Here is an 18,629-nt window from a genome sequence, read left to right on the forward strand (position 1 = left end):
AACCGCTATTGCGACAGCGCCCTAAACAGCTGCTGTAGCTCTGATAGGAGTCCTCGCCTCGGCTTACTGCTGCCCTCAGACGCATCTTTGTCAGACTGAGTCTCATCCGAACCGTAGAGGATTCGCTCAAGCGCCTCTCCTGACGGACGCTGGGGTAGCTCTGTCAGTAACTCATACTGGCCATCCTGCTCTTTCCAGATTTGCCAGGGCTGCGGATAGCAGCGCAGCACCGCCGCGCCCTCCATCGGTCTGAGGTAGTAGCAGGTTTCTAGCGTACTCAAGAAGCGATCGCGCAGCTGCCGACCGGCGTAGCCAATCCCAATCGTCGAAACGTCTTCTAACTTAGGATTGAGAATAATCACCGGTCGGTCTAGGGCCACTTCGCAGAGCTGCTCAACCTGACTGACCTCCACCGATGACGGGTTGACAACCAAAAATGCCTCATCTTCAGGCGCAGCCGGTTCCCGCGCTTCGGTCAGGCCGCGAATGCTGAAGTCGGGATTTTGCCAGTCGCGCTTGGCCAGGGCCGCCGCGCCCGCATCGGGGAAAAATACTTTGAATTTTAAAGACAGCGGCTCAAATACAGACAAAAACTGCTCGGCAATCGGCTGCTGCTTCAGCTCGGCAATCGCCATTTCCACCTGTAAGCGACCATAGCCGTCGCGGATAGCGGCCTGGGTCGCCGCGATCGCTTGTTCAGTAGCGGCTTCGAGCGAAGAAGGAATCGTCATGGGCGCTGGAATAATCAATAATCTGCTGTGCAGCGGTGCTTTTCAGTTTAATGGATTCTGACCTGCCGCTCCTGTGCTTGCAATGAATCCAAATCTTTGGTCAACGGCTATACCGGCGCGACGAATTTGGCCGGGAGGCTGCGGGCCAACACCTGCTTCAGAACCATCGCTGTCCAGTCAATATCGGCGGCGGTGGTGCGGCGGCCCAGGGTGAGGCGGATGCCGGTCAGGGCAGCGCGATCGCGGTATCCCATCGCCTGCAATACCGGGCTGGGGCTGAGCTTACCGCTGTGGCAGGCTGAGCCGGCGCTGATGCCAATCCCAGCCAGGTTCATCTGGCGCACCAGGGTTTTGCCGCTGAGACCTTCGGTATGGGGCAGGCAAAAGCTGACGTGGTGGGGCAGCCGCTCGCGGCGGTCACCGGTGACCGCCAGTTCGGGCACATCGGCCAGCAGAGAGAAAAGGCGATTGCGTAGGTGCATCAGCCGCAGGGTTTCTGCGGGCATCTCCTGGGCCGCTAGCTCCGCCGCCAGGCCAAAGCCTGCAATGTTAGGCAGCGCCTGGGTACCCGAGCGCAGGCCAAACTCCTGACCGCCACCGCCCAGCAGCGGCGTCAGGCTCACGCCGGGTTTGATATAGAGCGCTCCAGCGCCCTGCGGCCCGTAGATTTTGTGGCTGGAGACCGACAGCAGATCTACCGGCAGCTGCTGCACGTCGATCGGCAGGCGGCCCGCTACCTGCACCGCGTCAGTGTGGAAGAGGGCGCCGTGGGCCTGGGCGATCGCGCCCAGTTCGGCGATCGGCTGTAGCGTCCCCACTTCGCTCTGGCCGTAGATAATCGAGACCAGGGTGGTATTGTCCCGCAGCGCCTGCTTTAAGTCAGCCGGACCCACCTGCCCGGTGCGGCTCACCGGCAGTCGGGAGACCTGCCAGCCGCGGGCTTCGAGCTGGCTGGCGGGAACCGCGATCGCGGAATGCTCGACGCTAGAAATAATTAAGTGCTGCGGCTGCCGGTAGGACTGGGCCACGCCGAGAATGGCCAGATTGTCCGCTTCAGTGCCGCCCGCCGTGAAGACTAGGCTGTCTGGGGAGGCGTTGAGTAAGGCTGCGATTTGGAGGCGAGATCGCTCCAGCACGGTGGCCGCCCGGTTGCCCCACTGATGCAGGCTAGAGGGGTTGCCCCACTCCGCTTGCAGAGTCGCCTGCATCAGCGCAATCACCTCGGGCCGAGGCGGCGTAGTCGCGCTGTAGTCCAAATAAATCTGCATGAAACCTAGAAACCGGACACCTGTTACCAGGATATCGCTTGATCAGCCCGGTTCCCCCAGTCCTAGCATAGATATAGTGGGCATAGATATAGTGGGCATAGATATAGTGGCGGCAGCAACGGACATCGAAGTCGATTATGGAAGCTCGAATTGCAACGACTCGCAGACGAAACAGAGATGAAAATAGAAGTGTGCCACTATCCACCTGGCACGAGCAAATGGAATAAGATTGAGCACCGTTTGTTCTGTCATATTACCCGCAACTGGCGAGGCGTTCCTTTAGAAACCCATCAGGTCGTCGTCAATCTAGTCAGCTCAACTCGAACCAACGAAGGCCTTGAAGTTCACTGCTGGCTCGACGGCAACATTTATCAGAAAGGACGAAAAGTTACCGCCGAAGCAATCGGTAGCCTCAGGCTAAAACGTAATTCATTTCATAGTGACTGGAACTACGAGATTCAACCTCATGAACAATTAGTAGTTAGGTAACTTATTTCCGAACGACTTCTAAGCTCAATTCTGTATTCTAGTTTTATTAGACCCAGCGGCCTAGAGCTGATTCAGCCGAGTTAATGCAGGGATAACGCATTCTGTCACCAGCGGAGCGATGCGGCTGGGTGACTCTGCCGCATCTCGACTGAGCCAGAACAGTTCTTCAATTTCATTCGTGGGAACGGGTTCGCCCAACAGCGGGCCGGTGTAGACCCGAGCTACAATTTGACTGTCGGGCTCATTCGCAGCCGCTGTGACAAATTCGCCTAAAAAACTGACCTGAGAGAGATCGATCCGACAGCCCAGTTCTTCTTTGACCTCGCGCTGTAAACAGTCTAGATCGCTCTCCCCCAGCTCGTATTTGCCGCCGGGGAACATGAATTTGGTCGTCTGCCGCTTTCTCACCAACAGCAGGCGCTGTTCCTGTACGACCGCATAGGCAATGACGCGCAGCTGATTTGGCATAGGCTCGAGAATCAGTAGCTGCGAGAGCTGGCTGGGGAAGTCGGGCCGTCTACGCTCAGGGCACCGGCTCCAGCATAGATCACCATCAGCAGACCGCCAATGAGGGCAAGATTCTTGAGGAAATTAGTGAGCTGGCTGGGGTCGAACGGATTGTGAAAGAAAATGCTGGCGGGAATGAGGAAGAGGATTAGCAGCGTTGCACCAATCCGCGTTTTGAACCCGATTAGCAGCGATAGGCCGCCCAGAAGTTGAAAGACGATAGTGCCAACGGCGAGCAGCGGGGCCAGCGGTAGACCGGCATCGGCGATGTCCTGTTGAAAGCCAGGAAAGTCGATCAGATGGCCAATGCTGGTCTTGAGAAAGAGAATGGAGAGAAAGATGCGGGCTGCGAGTGGAATGTATTGCATAAAACCTCCAAGAGGACAAGGGATTGTGAGAACTAACAGCTAGGATTTTTGACTCAGGTCGGGCATCTCTGGCTGGGTCTCCTCAGGCAAAACCTGAGGGAGGCGGCTAGGAACCGCAATAATTTGGCGCACTGCGCGATCGCGAATAATATAGTCTTTCAGCCAGCTCGCCAGCACATTCCAGCGATTGGAAAGGCCCGGCAGATAGTAAAGATGAATACCCAGCCACAGCAGCCAGGCCCCAAAGCCCGACATCGCTAGCTTACCAAAGAGATGAGCGACCCCAGCATTACGAGCAATAATCGCGGCGCGGCCCTTGTTGAAGTAGCTGAACGGCACCGGATCAAGTCCCCGGAGCTGACGCTTAATGTTTGCGGCAACGGCGCTACCTTGCTGAAGGGCTTCCGGTGCTACGCCCACCAGCGGCTCTCCGGAATCCTCGACATAGGCCCCATCGCCAATCACGTAGACCCGGGGATGGTCAGCCAGCTGGAGCGCAGGCCCTACCACGATCTTGTTTTGCTTGGCTGCGGGCAGATCGCGGTCTGTGGGCGGAATGTTGGCCACGACTCCCGCCGTCCAGATTACGGTCGATGTGGGCAATACCGTTTCATCCGCCAGGGTAGCGCTGCGCGCTGAAACGGCTTTGACTTTAGTCTGTAGCTGCACTTTGACACCCCGTCGGCGCAGCTGACGGCTGGTATATTTCCCCAAATGCGGCGGCAGGTTGGCCAGCAGCCGATCGCCCGACTGGACTAGGATGACCCGGGCCTGGGTCATATCCAGGCTGGGAAAGTCCTTTCGCAGCGATTCCCGAATCAGCTCCTGGAGCGCCCCGGCCAGCTCTACCCCGGTGGGGCCACCGCCGACGATGACGAAGGTGATCAGCTGGGCTCGCAGCTGCCAGTCGGTCGTACTGGCGGCTCGCTCAAAGCAGTGGAGAATGTGGTTGCGCAGCGCGATCGCGTCTTCCAACGTCCGCATCGGCAGCGTATGGTCAGGGGCTCCCGGCACGCCTAAAAATTTGGTCTGGCTACCGGTGGCAATCACCAGATAGTCGTAGTCAATCGGCGGGCCGCTGGTTTCAACTCGGCGAGCGGCAAAATCCACTCGACGCACTTCCGCCAGGATGAAGCGAGCGCTCGGCAGCTGCCGCATCAGCTTGCGCAGCGGATAGGCAATCTGGCTGGGCTCGATGAAGCCCGTTGCCACCTGGTACAGCAGCGGCACAAACGTGTGGTAGTTGCGACAATCGACCAGGACCACCTCAGCCGCCGCGTGGGCGAGCTTCTGCGCGGTGCGGACACCGGCAAAGCCAGCCCCGATGATCACGACGCGGGGGCGATCGCGGAGAGCAGCGTTCATAAAAGGACTTTGCTGAGGGTCTAGCTGTGGACAGAATGGAGCAGTTGATTGGTTATGAAGGACTGATAGACCCCCCGAGACTTTAACCCCCGGAGTTTTCAACCCCCGGAGTTTTCAACCCCCGGAGTTTTCAACCCTAGAGAGATGTATTCCTCGCAATCTTAGAATAACCTGTACTTTAGTTTGCTGCCTGAGCCAGTCCTGAGCATAATCTGAGCGCTGGCTGAGCTTCTGGGTCAGCCTCGCCAGCGAAACCGGATCCCCCTTAGCCCTCACCAAAATTATGGAATATACCTCTATCGGTCCCCTTCAGCACGCCTCTCAAATCGGTCTGGGTACCTGGGCCATCGGCGGCTGGATGTGGGGCGGCACCGATGAGCAGCGCTCGATCGACACCATCCTATCCGCCCTCGACCGGGGGATTAATTTTATCGATACCGCGCCGGTCTACGGCTTTGGCCGCTCTGAGGAGATTGTCGGCAAGGCGCTAGCCCAGTACGGCCAGCGGGATCGGGTGGTGCTGGCGACGAAGGTGGCCCTGGACTGGAATGAGGATGGTAAAGTGGTGCGCAATTCTAGGCGCGATCGCATTCAAACAGAAATTCAGGATTCCCTGAAGCGCCTGCAAACCGACTATATCGACCTTTACCAGGTGCACTGGCCCGACCCGCTGGTGCCCTTTGCAGAAACGGCTGAGGTCCTGAACGAACTCTACGAGGCCGGAACGATTCGCGCCATCGGCGTCAGCAACTACAGCCCGGAACAGATGGATGCCTTTCGTCAGGCGGCCCCCCTGCACTCGGCTCAGCCGCCCTACAATTTATTTGAGCGCGCTATCGACGATGACATTCGACCCTATTGCTTAGAGCAGGGGATTGCCCTGGTCACCTACGGAGCGCTCTGTCGGGGCCTACTGAGCGGCAAAATGAGCCAAGAGCGCAATTTCAACGGCGACGATCTGCGCAACAGCGACCCTAAATTTCAGCCGCCGCGCTATGAGCAGTACCTAGCCGCGGTGGAACGGCTCGACCAGTTTGCTCAGGAGAATTTTGGCAAGCGCGTCATCCATCTGGCGGCCCGCTGGCTGCTGGATCGGGGTGTCTCTGTCGCCCTTTGGGGAGCCCGTCGCCCCGACCAGCTGGATGCCGCCGAAGCAGTGGCGGGCTGGTCGCTGAGCCAGTCTGACCGAGCCGAAATCGATCGAATTCTGGCGGAGACCGTGAAAGACCCGGTGGGGCCAGAGTTCATGGCTCCGCCCGAGCGCGACCCCCAGACGGCAACGGCTTAAGCGCCCCTAGGCCCCGAAGTAGGCGGGTTCCTGGCCGGGATGCCATTTGATATTGCAGCCAATGCTGGGCTTTTGGGCTTCAGCGACCGGCTGCATCGCAATCACCGCGTCCAGCGCCTGGCGCAGGTCAGCCCCGTCTACCGGCTTGTCATTTCCCGGTCGGCTGGCGTCGAGCTGACCGCGATAGACCAGCTTCTGATTGGCGTCGAAGAGAAAGAAATCCGGCGTGCAGGCCGCGGTGTAGGTCTTGGCGACGGCCTGGGTCTCGTCGTAGCAGTAGGGAAAGTTAAAGCCCAGCCGAGTCGCCTGCTCACGCAGCTGCTCAGGGCCGTCCTGGGGGTGAGTTTCAACGCTGTTGGCGCTAATCGCCACAATGCCCAAGCCCAGAGGCTCATAGTCTCGCCCAATCTGGCCCAGCTGCTGCTCGACATGCTTGACGAAGGGACAGTGCTGGCAGATAAACATCACCAGCAGCCCTTTTTTATCGGCAAACTGGGCGGGCGAAACCGAGTCGCCCGTGACCACATCGGTCAGCTGAAAGTCTGGCGCTACCGTACCCAGCGGCAGCATGGTCGATTCGGTCATCACCATGGGAATATCCTCCAATATGTACTATCCGCCTGCGGCAAAGCCCGCCATCACCAGAATTGACAGCAGCAGGCCGGGGCTGAGCAGCAAAATTAGCGTTACCAGTTCGTGCATTTCCATCGGGTCAGAGTCTCCTCACGCGGGAACAGCTTACCTCTATGATGACGAATAGCGGCAGCAAATAACGGGCTAATCGATTTAAAGCAAGCAATAAATTTCGCGAAATTGGCGTATCTTGTAGCTGAGAGGGGAGCGAGGGGTTGGCAATGAGCGCCCGATATTGCCAGAGTGAAGGTCTGTTCCATGGCCTGGTGAGCGGCCTGATAGCTGCAACTATCTGCATCTGGGCCGTCCCGACTAGCGCCCAGGAGCTGAGCCAATCTGCAACCGACCTCCAGGGTCCGCCAGCTCATCTCCCGACTGCCCCCGCTGCGCCGCTCGATCCGCTCACCGAATCGGTTCCTACCACCCGCGTGACGGTACCGCCGCTGGAAGTACAGGAAGCGTCTCCAGCGCCCGAGCCTGCTGAGACCGCCGATGCGCCACCTCCACCTCCTACCGCTAGTCCAGCACCCGAGCCAGCCACCGCTGGCAGTGAACCGCTTGACCCATCTACCAATCCACTGATCACGCCGCCCGCGCCGAGCCTAACCAGCCGCTGGCCCGACCCAATACCCTTTGGTCAGCCGCTGCCCCGTTAGAACCGGTCTTAGAAGCGGCCACCGCCGTCGTTTTGGTAGATGCAGTCCACCTTGGCTGCCTTCGGCGTGTTGAGGTCGCCGGTAAAGCCAAAAGTATTCATCCGATTGCGGCAGGAGCGCATCTCTTCGGAATTCAGCACATCCTTTTGCTCCAGCACTGACCAGTTCGACGTGCGCATGACGCAGCCCGGTGAGCTTTGGGGCTGGGAGACAAAGACTCGTCTGGGATTCAGCGTGACAAACACCCTGGTATCCGTCACGATCGCGCTAGCCCCATACTGGGCACAGAGCTCTGGATTAGGCGCCAGGCTATCAATCTGGGCTTCGGTCGCCACCGACTGGTCGCCGCTGAAGTTGGAATTATAGGCAACCACCACCCCAAGCACGATCCCGAGGACAAAAATACCCGCGACGACGGCCCAGTTCATGCCGCCGAGCACGCCGCTGGGGCTACCGCCGTTCATGCCGCCGTTCATGCCGCCGTTGTTCATGCCGCCGTTGTTCATGCCGCCGTTCATACCGCCGTTTGGAGCACTGCGATAGCCATCTGGATTGCGGGGGGGAGGTAGGGGTCTTTTGCGTTTCATAGCCGCTTCCTAGCCGAACCCATAATCGGTCGGCAGCTTAAAACTGAGACATTACCTGTATAGTATGCCTCTGATCTGGGGGTTCTGTGTATGGAATAGGGTTAGATTTTAGATCATTCCAGACCAAACAAATGCCCCTAGGGCCAATCGGGCCCAAACCCTTCGATCACAGGGGCAAGTTTTATGACCAAGTTTTATGCCATTGATAACGCTGGTTTAGAATGCCTGCCGGGAAACCAGCTTTTCAATATCGGCTTGGGTCTGGTGGAGCAGGGCCTGGCGAGGGTCGCCCTGGTTTTGTAGGGGGGGAACCAGATTGCGGGCTTGGAGCGCCATATGGAGCTGAAGATGGGCCACGTATTCGCTAAAATCTTCGCGAGCGGTAGCGGACGGCGCGGGTGTGGACTCAGAACGTAACACCAGATTACTCTCCTCAATCTTCGGTTACGAAGTTATCACAGTCTGCTAAGCCGTTTTCAAGCTTTGCAACGAAGCTTAATGTGGGAAGATAATTGCCGCTATTGAACTCATTCAACTATCAGGGGGGTCAGCCGTGAGATTTATTGTCGTCGGCAGCGGAGGCAGAGAGCACGCCTTAGCCTGGAAGCTGCTCCAGTCGCCTAGCGTTCGGGAAGTCATCTGCGTTCCCGGCAACGGCGGTACGGCCCGGCTGCCCGGCTGTCGCAATCTGCCTTTAGCGGCAACTGACGCTGAGGGAATTGCCCGATTTGCCCTAGTGCACAATGTGCCGCTGGTGGTGATCGGGCCAGAGCAGCCGCTGGCCGAGGGCATGGCCGACCATCTGCGATCGCAGGACTTAAAAGTATTCGGTCCATCCCAGGCCGGTGCCCAGATTGAAGCCAGCAAAGTCTGGGCCAAAGACCTGATGCAGCAGGCCGGTATCCCCACCGCTGCGTCAGCTACCTTTACCGACGCGGCAGCGGCGCTAGCCTACCTGGAGCAGCAAACCGCGCCAATTGTGATCAAGGCAGACGGCCTAGCGGCGGGTAAGGGTGTCACCGTCGCGACCAGCCTAGAGATGGCCAGACAGGCGGTTGAGGCGGCCTTTCAGGGCCAGTTTGGCGCAGCAGGTCAGCAGATTTTGATTGAGGAGTGCCTGACCGGGCAGGAGGCCTCTGTTCTAGCCGTAACTGATGGAATCACCGTGCGGCCGCTGCTGCCCGCGCAGGACCACAAGCCCTTAGAAGAAGGCGACACCGGCCCCAATACGGGCGGCATGGGGGCCTATGCGCCGACGCCAGTCGTGCCGCCAACCCTGATGGAGCGGATTTGTGCCGAGGTGCTAGAGCCGGCGGTGGCTCAGCTGCGATCGCGCGGCATTGACTACTGCGGCGTTCTCTATGCCGGGCTGATGATTACACCTGCCGGCGACCCCAAGGTGATTGAGTTCAACTGCCGCTTTGGCGATCCTGAAACCCAGGCGCTGCTGCCGCTGCTGGAGACGCCGCTAGCGGACATTATCCTAGCCTGCTGCGAGCAGCGGCTGACGGATCTGCCGCCGCTCGAATGGCAGCCCGGGGCATCAGTCTGCGTGGTCATGGCGGCTGCCGGCTACCCAGAGCGCTATCCTAAAAATATGCAGATTTCGGGCACTGAAGCAGCTGAAGGCGATGGCGTCTGGGTCTTTCATGCCGGCACCCGCTGGCAGGGCAACCAGCTGAGAAGCACCGGCGGTCGGGTATTAGGCGTTACGGGCATGGCCTCAACCCTAGACCAGGCCCTCACTCAAACCTACGCCGCGATGGATAAAATCCACTTTGATCACAGCTACTACCGTCGTGACATCGGCTATCGAGTGCAGGGCAGGGCCCGTCAGCTCTGACCTGCCCAACGAAATTCCGTGCAACAATAGAGAATGAAAGCGGTAGCAGCTGGCGAGCCTTGACGCGCCTATGATGCAACTCCTGAGGCAGATCAAAAAATTGATGCTTCGCTGGTGGGGCGACTTCACGCTACAGACTCGGCTGATGGCCGGGGCAACGCTGATCGTGTCACTGGTGATGAGCGGCCTCACCTTCTGGGCCGTCAACACCATTCAGCAAGACGCACGGGTCAACGATACTCGCTTTGGCCGCGACCTGGGCCTGCTGCTGGCGGCGAATGTGGCCCCGATGGTAGAAAAGGGCGATCGCACCGAGCTGGCTCGCTTCACCTATAGTTTTTTCCAAAGCACTTCTAGCGTCCAGTACATGCTCTATGCCGACGAAGACGGCAACATTTTCTTCGGCATTCCCTATTCCGAAGCGGCGGTCCAAAATTCCCTCACCCTGCGGCGGCGGATGCAGCTGCCGCCGGGCTATGCTAAGCAGGCCGAACTCCCTACGGTGCGCCAGCACCTAACGCCAGCCGGCGAAGTGACCGACATTTTTGTGCCCCTGAGGGCGGACAATCGCTATCTGGGCGTACTGGCCCTCGGCATCACCCCCAATCCCACCGTCGTCGCCTCTTCCAACCTCACCCGCGACGTCACCATTGCCGTCTTTGTCTCGATTTGGGTGATGGTGATCCTGGGAGCCGTGTTCAACGCGCTGATCATTACCCAGCCGATTAAAGAGCTGCTTGGAGGGGTACAAAATATTGCTGCGGGCAATTTTAAACAGCGGATTAATCTGCCCATCGGCGGCGAAATTGGCGAGCTGATTTACAGCTTCAACGATATGGCCGAGAGACTGGAGCGTTATGAGGAGCAGAATATCGAGGAGCTCACCGCTGAAAAGGCAAAGCTCGAAAGTCTGGTTTCGACCATTGCCGACGGGGCGATTTTACTCGATGCCAACATGGACATTGTCCTCGCAAATACCGCCGCCTGTCGCATTTTTGGCTGGGAGACCCAGCTAGAGGGCAGCATTCTGCAGCATCTGCCGCCCGAAGTCCGTATTCAGATGACCCGCCCCCTCTACCAGGCCGCTGCGGGCGACTCTTCCGAAGGCATGGAGTTTCGGATTTCGCTGATGGAGCCCGCTAACCGGACCATTCGGATATTGCTGAACACGGTGCTCGACCAGTCCCGCGAGAATGTCAAAGGCATTGCGATTACGGTCCAGGATATCACCCGCGAGGTTGCCCTGAACGAGGCCAAGAGCCAGTTCATCAGCAACGTTTCCCACGAACTGCGCACTCCCTTATTCAACATCAAGTCCTTTATTGAAACGCTGCATGAGTACGGCGAAGATCTGTCCGACGTGGAGCGGCAGGAATTTTTGGAAACGGCTAATCACGAAACCGACCGGCTCAGCCGACTGGTCAACGATGTGCTAGACCTATCGCGGCTGGAGTCGAGCCGACGCTATCAGTTCTCGCCGGTGGAGGTGCATCAGCCGATTGAGCAGGTCTTGCGCACCTATCAGCTCAACGCCCGCGACAAAAAGATTGAGCTAGAGCAGGACGTCGAGCCCGACCTGCCGCCGATACTGGGCAACTATGATCTGCTGCTCCAGGTCTTTGGCAACCTGGTAGGCAATGCCCTGAAGTTTACGACTGCCGGTGGGCGAGTCGTCATCCGGGCCTATCGCTCACCGGCTTTGCAGCACCATCCCAGCGCCGAGTCCGTGCGCATTGAGGTGGGCGACACCGGGATTGGCATTGCCAACAAAGACCAGAAGGCGATTTTTGAGCGGTTCTTTCGGGTGGAAAATCGGGTACACACGCTGGAAGGAACCGGGCTAGGACTGTCGATTGTCAAAAATATTATGGATAAGCACAGCAGTCTGGTCAACCTGGTCAGCGAAGTCGGGGTGGGCACCACCTTCTGGTTTGATCTAGCCGTCTACGAGTCGGCAGCGAGCGTCGCAGCCTCCCCCACCCCGCACCAGACTGCCGACCCTCAAACTACGCTCTCCGGCTCCAGCTAAAAGCCCCAGTCTGAGCTGTAGTCTTGCTGCTTAACGAGCCGATAGGGTCCCATCAGGGCTCCCCACAGGGCCTTTTTAGTCTCAGGGTCAATCCCCTTGTCGAAGATTAGTAGCTCAGTCGGGCCGTTAGGGTCAGTAGCGTTCACCTCGAAGCCCAGGTAGACATACTTACGCTGTCCATTGACCTCAAAGGCGCAGAGCTGACCCTCGGGCAAGGTGGCTTTGAAGGCGGGGCTACCAATCTCTGAACGCAGCTCGATGCCCAACTCGCAATCGGGTAGGTGAATACAGTCATTCTCTGTAAGGTTTGCTAGCAAAGCAGGCTGCTGACCCGCACCTTGAAACTGATGGGGTTGCCTCAGCGCATAGTACTCAGCCCGCAGCTGGCAATCAGATTGCTTCAGCTGGAGCAGCCGCTGCCGGTAGGGCGTTTCGCTGGCCAGGTTGACCTGCTCTAAAAACAGCATCACACTGTTTTCGGATGGGGCAGACAAGGCTAAAATCGGCCTTTGCCACAGCCGCAGATGGACGTACCAGGCAGGATCGGCCGCAACCTGGGCCTGGTTTTCAAATTCGCCGGCGAGGGCAGATGCTAACTGCTGGAAGGGTGAGGCCACGCTAAATCATTCAGCTAGATGGTCAGCTAGGATAAGATAGAAACTCTTGAATCATACCTCAGCAGCGATCACAGCCGGGTAGGGTTCGGCCGGATCGGAGCCTTGGCAAACCGCCTCCAACGGGTGAGAATAGAAGCAAAAGTACTATGAGCGCTCACTGTGAATAACGTCCGCACGGTTTCAGATACAAAGCGAGCTTTTTACGCTCAGCACAATCGCCCCATCAGCTCGCTCTATCAGCGAGTGGTTGAAGAGCTGATGGTAGAAATGCATCTGCTCTCGGTCAATGTAGATTTCGCCTACGATCCGATCTACGCGCTGGGCGTCGTCACCACCTTTGAGCGCTTTACTCAAGGCTATACGCCAGAATCGGGGCGGCAGTCTATCTTCACGGCTCTGGTCCAGTCAGTGGGTGACAGCCCTGAGCAATACCGTCAGGATGCCGAAGCGCTACAGTCATCGGTGGCTGGGCTCAGCCTAGCCGACCTCAAGGCTCAGTTCGCGGCGGCCAAAGAACAGGGTGGCTCCCTACTACAGGATACGCTACACAAGGTTGCCAACAATCCCAAGTTTAAGTACAGCCGCCTGTTCGCCATCGGCCTCTATACCCTGATTGAGTCGGCTGATGCCGAAGCGTTGAAAGACAAAGCCCAGCGGGATGCGCTCCTGCAAGAGGTTGCTGAAGCTTTAGGGTTAGGGCCCGAGCAATTTGTTAAAGATCTGGATCTCTACCGCAGCAATCTAGACAAAATGTCCCAAGCTGCCGCTGTGATGAAAGATATTCTCGAAGCCGGTCGGAAAAAGCGGGAAGAGCGAGCTAAAGGCAAAGAAGCGGTAACGGAGCAGCCTGGCGATACGTCCGAAGACCCGGAAAGCAAGCCAGAAACGGTATAACCTTATTCATGACTGACCGCTAACTGCCCTTTCAATCAGGACAACAGAGGTTGTTCAACTGCGCGCAAGCTAGAATTGCGAAGATGACTTCAAATCTAGGATATCTCTAATAGAAGTTGGGATCTTTCCTTTTAGGATTTTCTAACCAAGCGAAAAGTCAGGAGGACCAGAAGTCGCGGAGCTGGTAAATGAGCAAATCGACTACGTTTTTATTGCCCTGGCTCAGCGAGACCTCGGCTTCCTGCTCAACTCGCTGCACTACGTCTTCCGGCAGGTCGAGCAGGTCGAGCAGCTTTTGATAAGCCTGGCTTTCGTCCTGATTAATTTTGGCTTCGTCGGGCGTGCGGGCGCTAGCGCTGATCACCTCGTAGCCCAGGCGCAGGACAAGTTCCTTTTCGGCAGGCGCGGTGAGATGCGGAACCGATTCCTCCAGCGGCACGTTTTGGATCAGGTAGCTTTGCAGCTCTTCTCGCAAAAACGTCTGCCGTTCCGGCGTTTTAGCAAACAGACGGCTGAAGCGGTCGAGCATGACATCGACTTCTGCCTGCTCTAGATTGCCGTCTGACCAGGCCATGGACAAAACCACGCGGAGCAGATTCATCTGCCGGGGAGAGATGGCGGGCGGGGAAGGTTGCGAATTCATAGCGGCGTCTAACTCTGGAGAAACTGCGATCGCTCCCCATCACTTTAACGACTCCGCAGCAAATCAAAGACGCTCCACCACAAATCTAAAGATTCAAGCTAATGCATCGCTGGCTTAGGACTGCTTCAGCAGCTGCTTCAGCGGCGATAGGTTGGTCAGGAATAGCGCATTGGTATCGGGGTCAGTCCGAATCCAGGCTTTTTGCTCCAGCTTCGCCATCAGCTTGACAACGTCGTGCTTACTTACATCAGCGACGGCGGCCAGGTCACTGGGCGGAATATTGAAAATCTCGACCTGATTCCCCACCTGCGTTCCATAGGCTTCAGCCATTGCCAGCAGCGTATTGGCCAGCTTAATAGCGGACGCTTTGTGACTCAGCTGAAAGCGAATATTGGTCAGGCGCAGCCGCTTCACCATCAGCTGTAGCATCCGGTGATGCAGCTGCGAATCTTTGAACAGCGTTTGGATAAACAGCTGGGCGGGGATGCTGACCAGCTCAACCGTCGATAGCGCCGTCACGTCGGTTGAGCGGGGGGACTCGTCAAGAATTGCCATCTCGCCAAAAAAGTCGCCCCGGCTCAGCACGGCCAGCGTGACATAGTCATCGCCCACCTGCCGCCGGACTTTAACCCAGCCAGAAGCCAGAAAATAGACCGCGTTGCCCCAGGAGTCTTCCATCAAAACCGTGCGGCCCGGAGGGCAGTCATACTGGGTAGCGGCAGACAGCAGCTGCTCCAGGGTTTCAGGATTGGCCGCGTTAAATAGTGGAAACAGCTGACTAAAGGCTTCAGGCTGCATAGAAGGGGTTAGCGTACTAGTGGACATCGCACCTGACTGTTGAGGTAGACCTGAGATTTGCCATCGGCTCACCTCAGTCTACCCAGTTCACCCGGCCTAAGCTCGCTCTAAGTCCGATTCGTTTCCTGCACGGCTGCCTGCACTTTTGGGCGCAGCTGCTCAATGTATTGGGACCAACCAATTAAGATCGTCTGCTGATGGATGAGTGTCTGCCCATCGACCGCATCGACGTCCCAGCGCAGCGGCTGGCCTTCTAGACCGCAGCAGGTGAGCCCGGCGGCTAGGGCGAGCGCCAGTGGGCCGGTCGTGTCCCAAGGTTTGACCTTATAGCTTCCCCCTCGACGGATAAAATTATCGGTGCCGTCGATCGGGTCGATTAGCCACAGCCGTCGGTGCTTGACTTGAAATGCCTGCCGAGACCGGACATTCTCCTCAGTGACGATGCCGTCGGTCGGAAAAAGAGTGGCCAGGCCGCTGGAGAGCTTGCGGTCTAGCGCCCGATCAACCGATGTCACGAAATCCTTCTGGCCTTTTTCATAGATATCGAAGGCCGCCTTTCCGAGCTGGAGCGCCTGCTGCCCGGCTTCAATAATCAAGCGGCAAATTTGCTCATTTTGATCCACAGAGAGCCGATCGATAGAAAGCTGATCTGAACGCTGATCCAAAGAGGGAAGCCGATATAGATAGCTGAGAGGGGTAACGCCCATAGAAAATGGGCTGGCCTATAGAGACAGACCAACCCATTCATAGGTGGGAACGCAGTAGAGCCTACTGAAGAACGAGCTTCACGTTTGCATTCTGCAAACCAGGGCGCTTAACCTCAGACAGGGTCTTGTTGACAGCGTACTTTTGGTTGATCGAGTTGATCAGCTCGGTCTGGTTGTGCTTTTTGGCAACACCCCAGAGGTCAGCAATCAGGTCAAAAGAACCATCCGCATTCCGGGACCAGCCCAGATCGTACTCACCTTCGAGAACGGCCACAATGTCAGCCCGGACGCGCTGGCCGTTATAGCCACGAACATCCGCCTCTGACTTGACAGAAACGCCCAGATCGCGCAGCGAAGATTTTAGGATCTCAGCATCGGTGATCTTGGTGCGCAGCGTGCTAAAGTGGGACATCTTGAGTTTCCTCCTGTAGAGAAATTGAGAGACAACGAGGTTGGAATCGATATCCGTCAAAAGTCGGTATGAACGACGATTGACTTTTTTTGAAAACTGCTAGCAACCGTTAGCCGGTACTAGCCCCTTTTCCTGTGGGAGCAGGAAAAAAGCCTGTTAGAACTCCATCCGCTGATATTCTGCAACGGATGCAGCTGCTGGACGGGCGCGCTGGCGAGCCCAGTCGCGAAGGGCGGTGACCTGCTCGCTCATCGTCTTAGATAGCGGCAGCGTCGATCGAATTGCCGCGATGATGTCGAGCTGGTTGAACTCACGACCCTGGGCAAACGCCTCATACATTGCCGAGATCAGCCCTTGCTCGATCTCCGCGCCCGAAAACCCTTCACACACCTTCGTAAGCTGTTCGAAGTCAAACCTCGAAACGTCGCGTCGCCGCTTACTCAGATGAATTTTGAAAATCTCTTTGCGCTCTTCTTCGTTGGGCAGGTCAACGAAAAAGATTTCGTCAAACCGACCCTTTCTCAGGAACTCACTGGGCAGTCGCTCTACCCGGTTGGCCGTTGCCATTACAAAGACCGGGGATGTCTTTTCCTGCATCCAGGTCAGGAAGCTACCAAAGATGCGGCTAGAGGTGCCGCCGTCGGAATCAGCCGAACCGGCGCTACCGGCAAACGCCTTGTCAATCTCATCGATGAACAGAATTGCGGGCGAAATGGACTCAGCGGTTTTCAACGCATTCCGCAGGTTAGCTTCTGACCGACCCACCATCGAGCCGTCATAGACTCGGCCCATATCCAGCCGCATCAGGGGCAGTCCCCAAAGCCGGGCCGTTGTCTTGGCAATCAGCGACTTACCACAGCCGGGCACGCCTAAAATCAGCATTCCCTTCGGCTGGGGCAGGCCATACTCACGAGCCCGCTCGGTAAAAGCGTTGGAGCGCTGTCTCAGCCAGTGCTTCAGCTCGTCTAGTCCGCCAACAGAGTCGAGGGTCTCATCCTCTTCAATGTAGTCCAGAATGCCGTTGCGGCGGATCAGCTGCTTCTTCTCAGAGAGCACAATATCCACCTCGGCTTCCGTCAGCCGCCCGGCCATCACCCGAGACTTGCGAAAGACTTTCTCCGCTTCATCGCGAGTTAGTCCCAGAGCCGCTTTCAGCAACTTCTCGCGGCCCTCAGTCGTAATATTGCTAGTACGCGCCTTATCTAGCTCTGCCGAGAGCACCTGATTCAGCTCGCTCATCGTCGGCAGGGTAAAGTCGAGGACAACAACCTCCTTCTCTAGCTCAACCGGAATCTCCTGCACCGGAGACATAAGAATGATGGTTTTCTGAGTGCCTTTAAAGCTCTCAATCGCATCTCGCAAACCGCGAGTCACCGCCGCAGAGTCTTTGAACGGATGTAAATCCTTGAATACAAAGATGCTGGGCTCGCGCTGCCGAATTGTCCAGTCAAGTGCGGCTTCGGGAGAGAGCGTGTTGTTGTGCTGAGTGGCGTTACGTCCCTGACCGTATTCCATAATACCGTGGGTCATCGTCCAGGTATATAGGCGACGGGGGCCTTTCTTCTGCGCGATCGCGGCAATCGTCTGCTCCGCCCGCTGCTCTTCAAAGGTGACTAAGTAGATTAGCGGATATTGAGATTGGATTAGTACGCTGAGCTCTTCTCTCATGATTACCGCCCTCGGGTAGACGACCTGTTGAGTGGGTTAGCAAGTCGAAAGCAATTCAGAACAGCCCTTTAGCAGGGCACCAGTTCACCCTCATCTCGACTCAGTGAGTCGGGCGCAATTGGCATCTCACCCAGCGTCAGGTCATCGACCCGACAGCTGTTTGAATGGGTACTAACAGCAGCGAGTTCACCTTCACGCAGCACAACCGCAGTGGAGCACTCTGGGCAGTCATAGACCCGATGAGTTTGACCGCAGGTATCAGCCGTCCCCTCAACAATGTCTGAATGCGTGAGATAAAAACCAATGGCTCGCTCAGCCATAGCAGACATGGCTTCACCATCGACCGCTGAGCGAATTTTGAGCTGACGATGGAGATCGTTCGGGAGATATAGGGTGACCTTATGCTTACCTTGCATATCGAACTTTAATAATAGGGGGGTTCCGGGTATGTGAATTACAATAGCGGGCGGCTCAGGGGCTGTCAAGACAGTAAGCCGCTATGACAGCATTATGTTTACATATGTTTACGATGCGGGGTGATTTTGTTCTTTTGATTACCTTTTGAGCTGCGTTTTAAGGGCTGTTGTGCTGCCTGCCATCGGCGCAGCAGCTTCAACAGCAGTAGGGAATAAAGGGTTTCAAAGCTGATAAATATCAGATGGGTTGCCGACCAGAGGCCCAGACCATGTCGGACCGATGGGAAAACGGCAATCGGCGAGATGATGTCGGTCGTCAGCCAGGGCCAGAATAGCTGAATGCCCTGGCCGCCCTGGGACAGCATATCCAGGCCCAGATGCGAGCCGTAGATGGTCAGCGTCAGCCAGAATATTGATTTGAAGGCATCTTTGCGGGTGACGTAGGCAAAGCTAGCCGCGATCGCGATCGCCAGCGTCAGGCTGTGGGTAAAGGTGCGATGGTAGCGCTCACCCGTAAGAATTTGCAGAACAAAGTCCAGATCCGGGGCGTTGGCGATCAAGATGGCATAGCCCGGCGAGACCGAGAGCCGGCCTCGGGTGACCGTGCGGAGGAATGCCGCGATCGCATATCCGGTAGTCGAATGGGCAATGGGAGAAGGCATGGCCGAAACGGGGGAAGGGGAATGGGAAAGCGACTAAGATTCTTGGGA

The 18,629-nt window shown here is 57.1% G+C and carries 21 protein-coding genes and 1 pseudogene; 6 read left to right on the forward strand and 16 right to left on the reverse strand.

What is annotated here, in order from left to right:
• Nucleotides 1-5: 5 nt before the first annotated feature.
• Nucleotides 6-731 carry a DUF1995 family protein gene (locus IQ241_RS05860; protein WP_193905481.1) on the reverse strand — a complete coding sequence of 242 codons (726 nt, stop codon included), beginning with the start codon at nt 729-731 and terminating at the stop codon, nt 6-8.
• Between the two features lie 107 nt (nt 732-838).
• A complete protein-coding gene (locus IQ241_RS05865; protein WP_193905482.1) occupies nt 839-1,999 on the reverse strand; it encodes a cysteine desulfurase family protein in 1,161 nt (386 codons plus the stop codon).
• A 108-nt stretch (nt 2,000-2,107) separates the two neighbouring features.
• Here IQ241_RS05865 and IQ241_RS05870 point away from each other — a divergent pair.
• Nucleotides 2,108-2,488: pseudogene (locus IQ241_RS05870) on the forward strand (ISAzo13-like element transposase-related protein); the annotation flags it as partial.
• A 60-nt stretch (nt 2,489-2,548) separates the two neighbouring features.
• Here the strand turns inward: IQ241_RS05870 and IQ241_RS05875 are convergent.
• The 3 genes from IQ241_RS05875 to IQ241_RS05885 are packed head-to-tail and all read right to left on the reverse strand — an operon-like array spanning nt 2,549 to nt 4,728.
• Nucleotides 2,549-2,956 carry an NUDIX hydrolase gene (locus IQ241_RS05875; RefSeq protein WP_193905483.1) on the reverse strand — a complete coding sequence of 136 codons (408 nt, stop codon included), beginning with the start codon at nt 2,954-2,956 and terminating at the stop codon, nt 2,549-2,551.
• 11 nt (nt 2,957-2,967) lie between these two features.
• Complete coding sequence (locus tag IQ241_RS05880) at nt 2,968-3,363, reverse strand: DoxX family protein (RefSeq protein ID WP_193905484.1); 396 nt, start codon at nt 3,361-3,363, stop codon at nt 2,968-2,970.
• A gap of 39 nt (nt 3,364-3,402) precedes the next feature.
• A complete protein-coding gene (locus IQ241_RS05885; protein ID WP_193905485.1) occupies nt 3,403-4,728 on the reverse strand; it encodes an NAD(P)/FAD-dependent oxidoreductase in 1,326 nt (441 codons plus the stop codon).
• A gap of 283 nt (nt 4,729-5,011) precedes the next feature.
• On the opposite strand from IQ241_RS05885, the gene IQ241_RS05890 reads away from it, so the two are divergent.
• Nucleotides 5,012-6,016, forward strand: a complete 1,005-nt coding sequence (locus IQ241_RS05890) for an aldo/keto reductase (protein ID WP_193905486.1) — start codon at nt 5,012-5,014, stop codon at nt 6,014-6,016.
• Between the two features lie 6 nt (nt 6,017-6,022).
• On the opposite strand, the gene IQ241_RS05895 is transcribed toward IQ241_RS05890, so the two are convergent.
• Entirely contained in the window at nt 6,023-6,607 is a 585-nt protein-coding gene (locus IQ241_RS05895; RefSeq protein ID WP_193905487.1) for a thioredoxin family protein, read from the reverse strand.
• A 263-nt stretch (nt 6,608-6,870) separates the two neighbouring features.
• On the opposite strand from IQ241_RS05895, the gene IQ241_RS05900 reads away from it, so the two are divergent.
• Nucleotides 6,871-7,305 (forward strand): hypothetical protein, encoded by a 435-nt coding sequence (locus IQ241_RS05900; RefSeq protein ID WP_193905488.1) that lies wholly within the window; start codon nt 6,871-6,873, stop codon nt 7,303-7,305.
• Between the two features lie 8 nt (nt 7,306-7,313).
• On the opposite strand, the gene IQ241_RS05905 is transcribed toward IQ241_RS05900, so the two are convergent.
• Together IQ241_RS05905 and IQ241_RS05910 are read right to left on the reverse strand one after the other, a co-directional pair.
• Nucleotides 7,314-7,892 (reverse strand): DUF3172 domain-containing protein, encoded by a 579-nt coding sequence (locus IQ241_RS05905; RefSeq protein ID WP_228021422.1) that lies wholly within the window; start codon nt 7,890-7,892, stop codon nt 7,314-7,316.
• Between the two features lie 216 nt (nt 7,893-8,108).
• Nucleotides 8,109-8,312, reverse strand: coding sequence for a hypothetical protein (locus IQ241_RS05910; protein WP_193905489.1), 204 nt, complete (start codon nt 8,310-8,312; stop codon nt 8,109-8,111).
• A 133-nt stretch (nt 8,313-8,445) separates the two neighbouring features.
• Here IQ241_RS05910 and purD point away from each other — a divergent pair, with 133 nt between their 5' ends.
• Both purD and nblS read left to right on the forward strand, forming a co-directional pair.
• A complete protein-coding gene (gene purD / locus IQ241_RS05915) occupies nt 8,446-9,735 on the forward strand; it encodes a phosphoribosylamine--glycine ligase (RefSeq protein ID WP_193905490.1) in 1,290 nt (429 codons plus the stop codon).
• A 70-nt stretch (nt 9,736-9,805) separates the two neighbouring features.
• Nucleotides 9,806-11,764, forward strand: coding sequence for a two-component system sensor histidine kinase NblS (gene nblS / locus IQ241_RS05920; protein ID WP_193905491.1), 1,959 nt, complete (start codon nt 9,806-9,808; stop codon nt 11,762-11,764).
• Here the strand turns inward: nblS and IQ241_RS05925 are convergent.
• Nucleotides 11,761-12,381, reverse strand: coding sequence for a CpcT/CpeT family chromophore lyase (locus tag IQ241_RS05925; RefSeq protein ID WP_193905492.1), 621 nt, complete (start codon nt 12,379-12,381; stop codon nt 11,761-11,763). The two genes, nblS and IQ241_RS05925, sit on opposite strands and share 4 nt — an antisense overlap.
• A gap of 159 nt (nt 12,382-12,540) precedes the next feature.
• On the opposite strand from IQ241_RS05925, the gene psb29 reads away from it, so the two are divergent.
• Nucleotides 12,541-13,275 (forward strand): photosystem II biogenesis protein Psp29, encoded by a 735-nt coding sequence (gene psb29 / locus IQ241_RS05930; RefSeq protein WP_193905493.1) that lies wholly within the window; start codon nt 12,541-12,543, stop codon nt 13,273-13,275.
• A 157-nt stretch (nt 13,276-13,432) separates the two neighbouring features.
• Here psb29 and IQ241_RS05935 read toward each other — a convergent pair whose 3' ends face one another.
• The 7 genes from IQ241_RS05935 to IQ241_RS05965 all read right to left on the reverse strand — a co-directional run bounded on the left by IQ241_RS05935 (nt 13,433) and on the right by IQ241_RS05965 (nt 18,581).
• Complete coding sequence (locus tag IQ241_RS05935; protein ID WP_193905494.1) at nt 13,433-13,918, reverse strand: tellurite resistance TerB family protein; 486 nt, start codon at nt 13,916-13,918, stop codon at nt 13,433-13,435.
• Between the two features lie 114 nt (nt 13,919-14,032).
• A complete protein-coding gene (locus tag IQ241_RS05940) occupies nt 14,033-14,716 on the reverse strand; it encodes a Crp/Fnr family transcriptional regulator (protein WP_193905514.1) in 684 nt (227 codons plus the stop codon).
• A gap of 107 nt (nt 14,717-14,823) precedes the next feature.
• Nucleotides 14,824-15,423 (reverse strand): inositol monophosphatase family protein, encoded by a 600-nt coding sequence (locus tag IQ241_RS05945; RefSeq protein WP_228021423.1) that lies wholly within the window; start codon nt 15,421-15,423, stop codon nt 14,824-14,826.
• Between the two features lie 61 nt (nt 15,424-15,484).
• Nucleotides 15,485-15,835 carry a DUF1257 domain-containing protein gene (locus IQ241_RS05950; RefSeq protein WP_193905495.1) on the reverse strand — a complete coding sequence of 117 codons (351 nt, stop codon included), beginning with the start codon at nt 15,833-15,835 and terminating at the stop codon, nt 15,485-15,487.
• A 156-nt stretch (nt 15,836-15,991) separates the two neighbouring features.
• Nucleotides 15,992-17,503, reverse strand: a complete 1,512-nt coding sequence (gene ycf46 / locus IQ241_RS05955; RefSeq protein WP_193905496.1) for a stress-responsive protein Ycf46 — start codon at nt 17,501-17,503, stop codon at nt 15,992-15,994.
• Between the two features lie 68 nt (nt 17,504-17,571).
• Nucleotides 17,572-17,919 carry a hypothetical protein gene (locus IQ241_RS05960; RefSeq protein WP_193905497.1) on the reverse strand — a complete coding sequence of 116 codons (348 nt, stop codon included), beginning with the start codon at nt 17,917-17,919 and terminating at the stop codon, nt 17,572-17,574.
• A gap of 98 nt (nt 17,920-18,017) precedes the next feature.
• The gene (locus IQ241_RS05965; RefSeq protein ID WP_193905498.1) at nt 18,018-18,581 is read right to left on the reverse strand and encodes a metal-dependent hydrolase; all 564 of its coding nucleotides are present in this window, start codon (nt 18,579-18,581) and stop codon (nt 18,018-18,020) included.
• Nucleotides 18,582-18,629 lie beyond the last annotated feature (48 nt).

The organism is Vasconcelosia minhoensis LEGE 07310, assembly GCF_015207255.1.
Taxonomy (GTDB): domain Bacteria; phylum Cyanobacteriota; class Cyanobacteriia; order Phormidesmidales; family Phormidesmidaceae; genus Vasconcelosia; species Vasconcelosia minhoensis.

What these genes read in the sequence shown, in the direction of transcription:
- IQ241_RS05860 (WP_193905481.1), bottom strand. Translation starts at nt 731, where the DNA reads ATGACGATTCCTTCTTCGCTCGAAGCCGCTACTGAACAAGCGATCGCG.
- IQ241_RS05865 (WP_193905482.1), bottom strand. Translation starts at nt 1,999, where the DNA reads ATGCAGATTTATTTGGACTACAGCGCGACTACGCCGCCTCGGCCCGAG.
- IQ241_RS05875 (WP_193905483.1), bottom strand. Translation starts at nt 2,956, where the DNA reads ATGCCAAATCAGCTGCGCGTCATTGCCTATGCGGTCGTACAGGAACAG.
- IQ241_RS05880 (WP_193905484.1), bottom strand. Translation starts at nt 3,363, where the DNA reads ATGCAATACATTCCACTCGCAGCCCGCATCTTTCTCTCCATTCTCTTT.
- IQ241_RS05885 (WP_193905485.1), bottom strand. Translation starts at nt 4,728, where the DNA reads ATGAACGCTGCTCTCCGCGATCGCCCCCGCGTCGTGATCATCGGGGCT.
- IQ241_RS05890 (WP_193905486.1), top strand. Translation starts at nt 5,012, where the DNA reads ATGGAATATACCTCTATCGGTCCCCTTCAGCACGCCTCTCAAATCGGT.
- IQ241_RS05895 (WP_193905487.1), bottom strand. Translation starts at nt 6,607, where the DNA reads ATGGTGATGACCGAATCGACCATGCTGCCGCTGGGTACGGTAGCGCCA.
- IQ241_RS05900 (WP_193905488.1), top strand. Translation starts at nt 6,871, where the DNA reads ATGAGCGCCCGATATTGCCAGAGTGAAGGTCTGTTCCATGGCCTGGTG.
- IQ241_RS05905 (WP_228021422.1), bottom strand. Translation starts at nt 7,892, where the DNA reads ATGAAACGCAAAAGACCCCTACCTCCCCCCCGCAATCCAGATGGCTAT.
- nblS (WP_193905491.1), top strand. Translation starts at nt 9,806, where the DNA reads ATGATGCAACTCCTGAGGCAGATCAAAAAATTGATGCTTCGCTGGTGG.
- IQ241_RS05935 (WP_193905494.1), bottom strand. Translation starts at nt 13,918, where the DNA reads ATGAATTCGCAACCTTCCCCGCCCGCCATCTCTCCCCGGCAGATGAAT.
- IQ241_RS05940 (WP_193905514.1), bottom strand. Translation starts at nt 14,716, where the DNA reads ATGCAGCCTGAAGCCTTTAGTCAGCTGTTTCCACTATTTAACGCGGCC.
- IQ241_RS05945 (WP_228021423.1), bottom strand. Translation starts at nt 15,423, where the DNA reads ATGGGCGTTACCCCTCTCAGCTATCTATATCGGCTTCCCTCTTTGGAT.
- IQ241_RS05950 (WP_193905495.1), bottom strand. Translation starts at nt 15,835, where the DNA reads ATGTCCCACTTTAGCACGCTGCGCACCAAGATCACCGATGCTGAGATC.
- ycf46 (WP_193905496.1), bottom strand. Translation starts at nt 17,503, where the DNA reads ATGAGAGAAGAGCTCAGCGTACTAATCCAATCTCAATATCCGCTAATC.
- IQ241_RS05960 (WP_193905497.1), bottom strand. Translation starts at nt 17,919, where the DNA reads ATGCAAGGTAAGCATAAGGTCACCCTATATCTCCCGAACGATCTCCAT.
- IQ241_RS05965 (WP_193905498.1), bottom strand. Translation starts at nt 18,581, where the DNA reads ATGCCTTCTCCCATTGCCCATTCGACTACCGGATATGCGATCGCGGCA.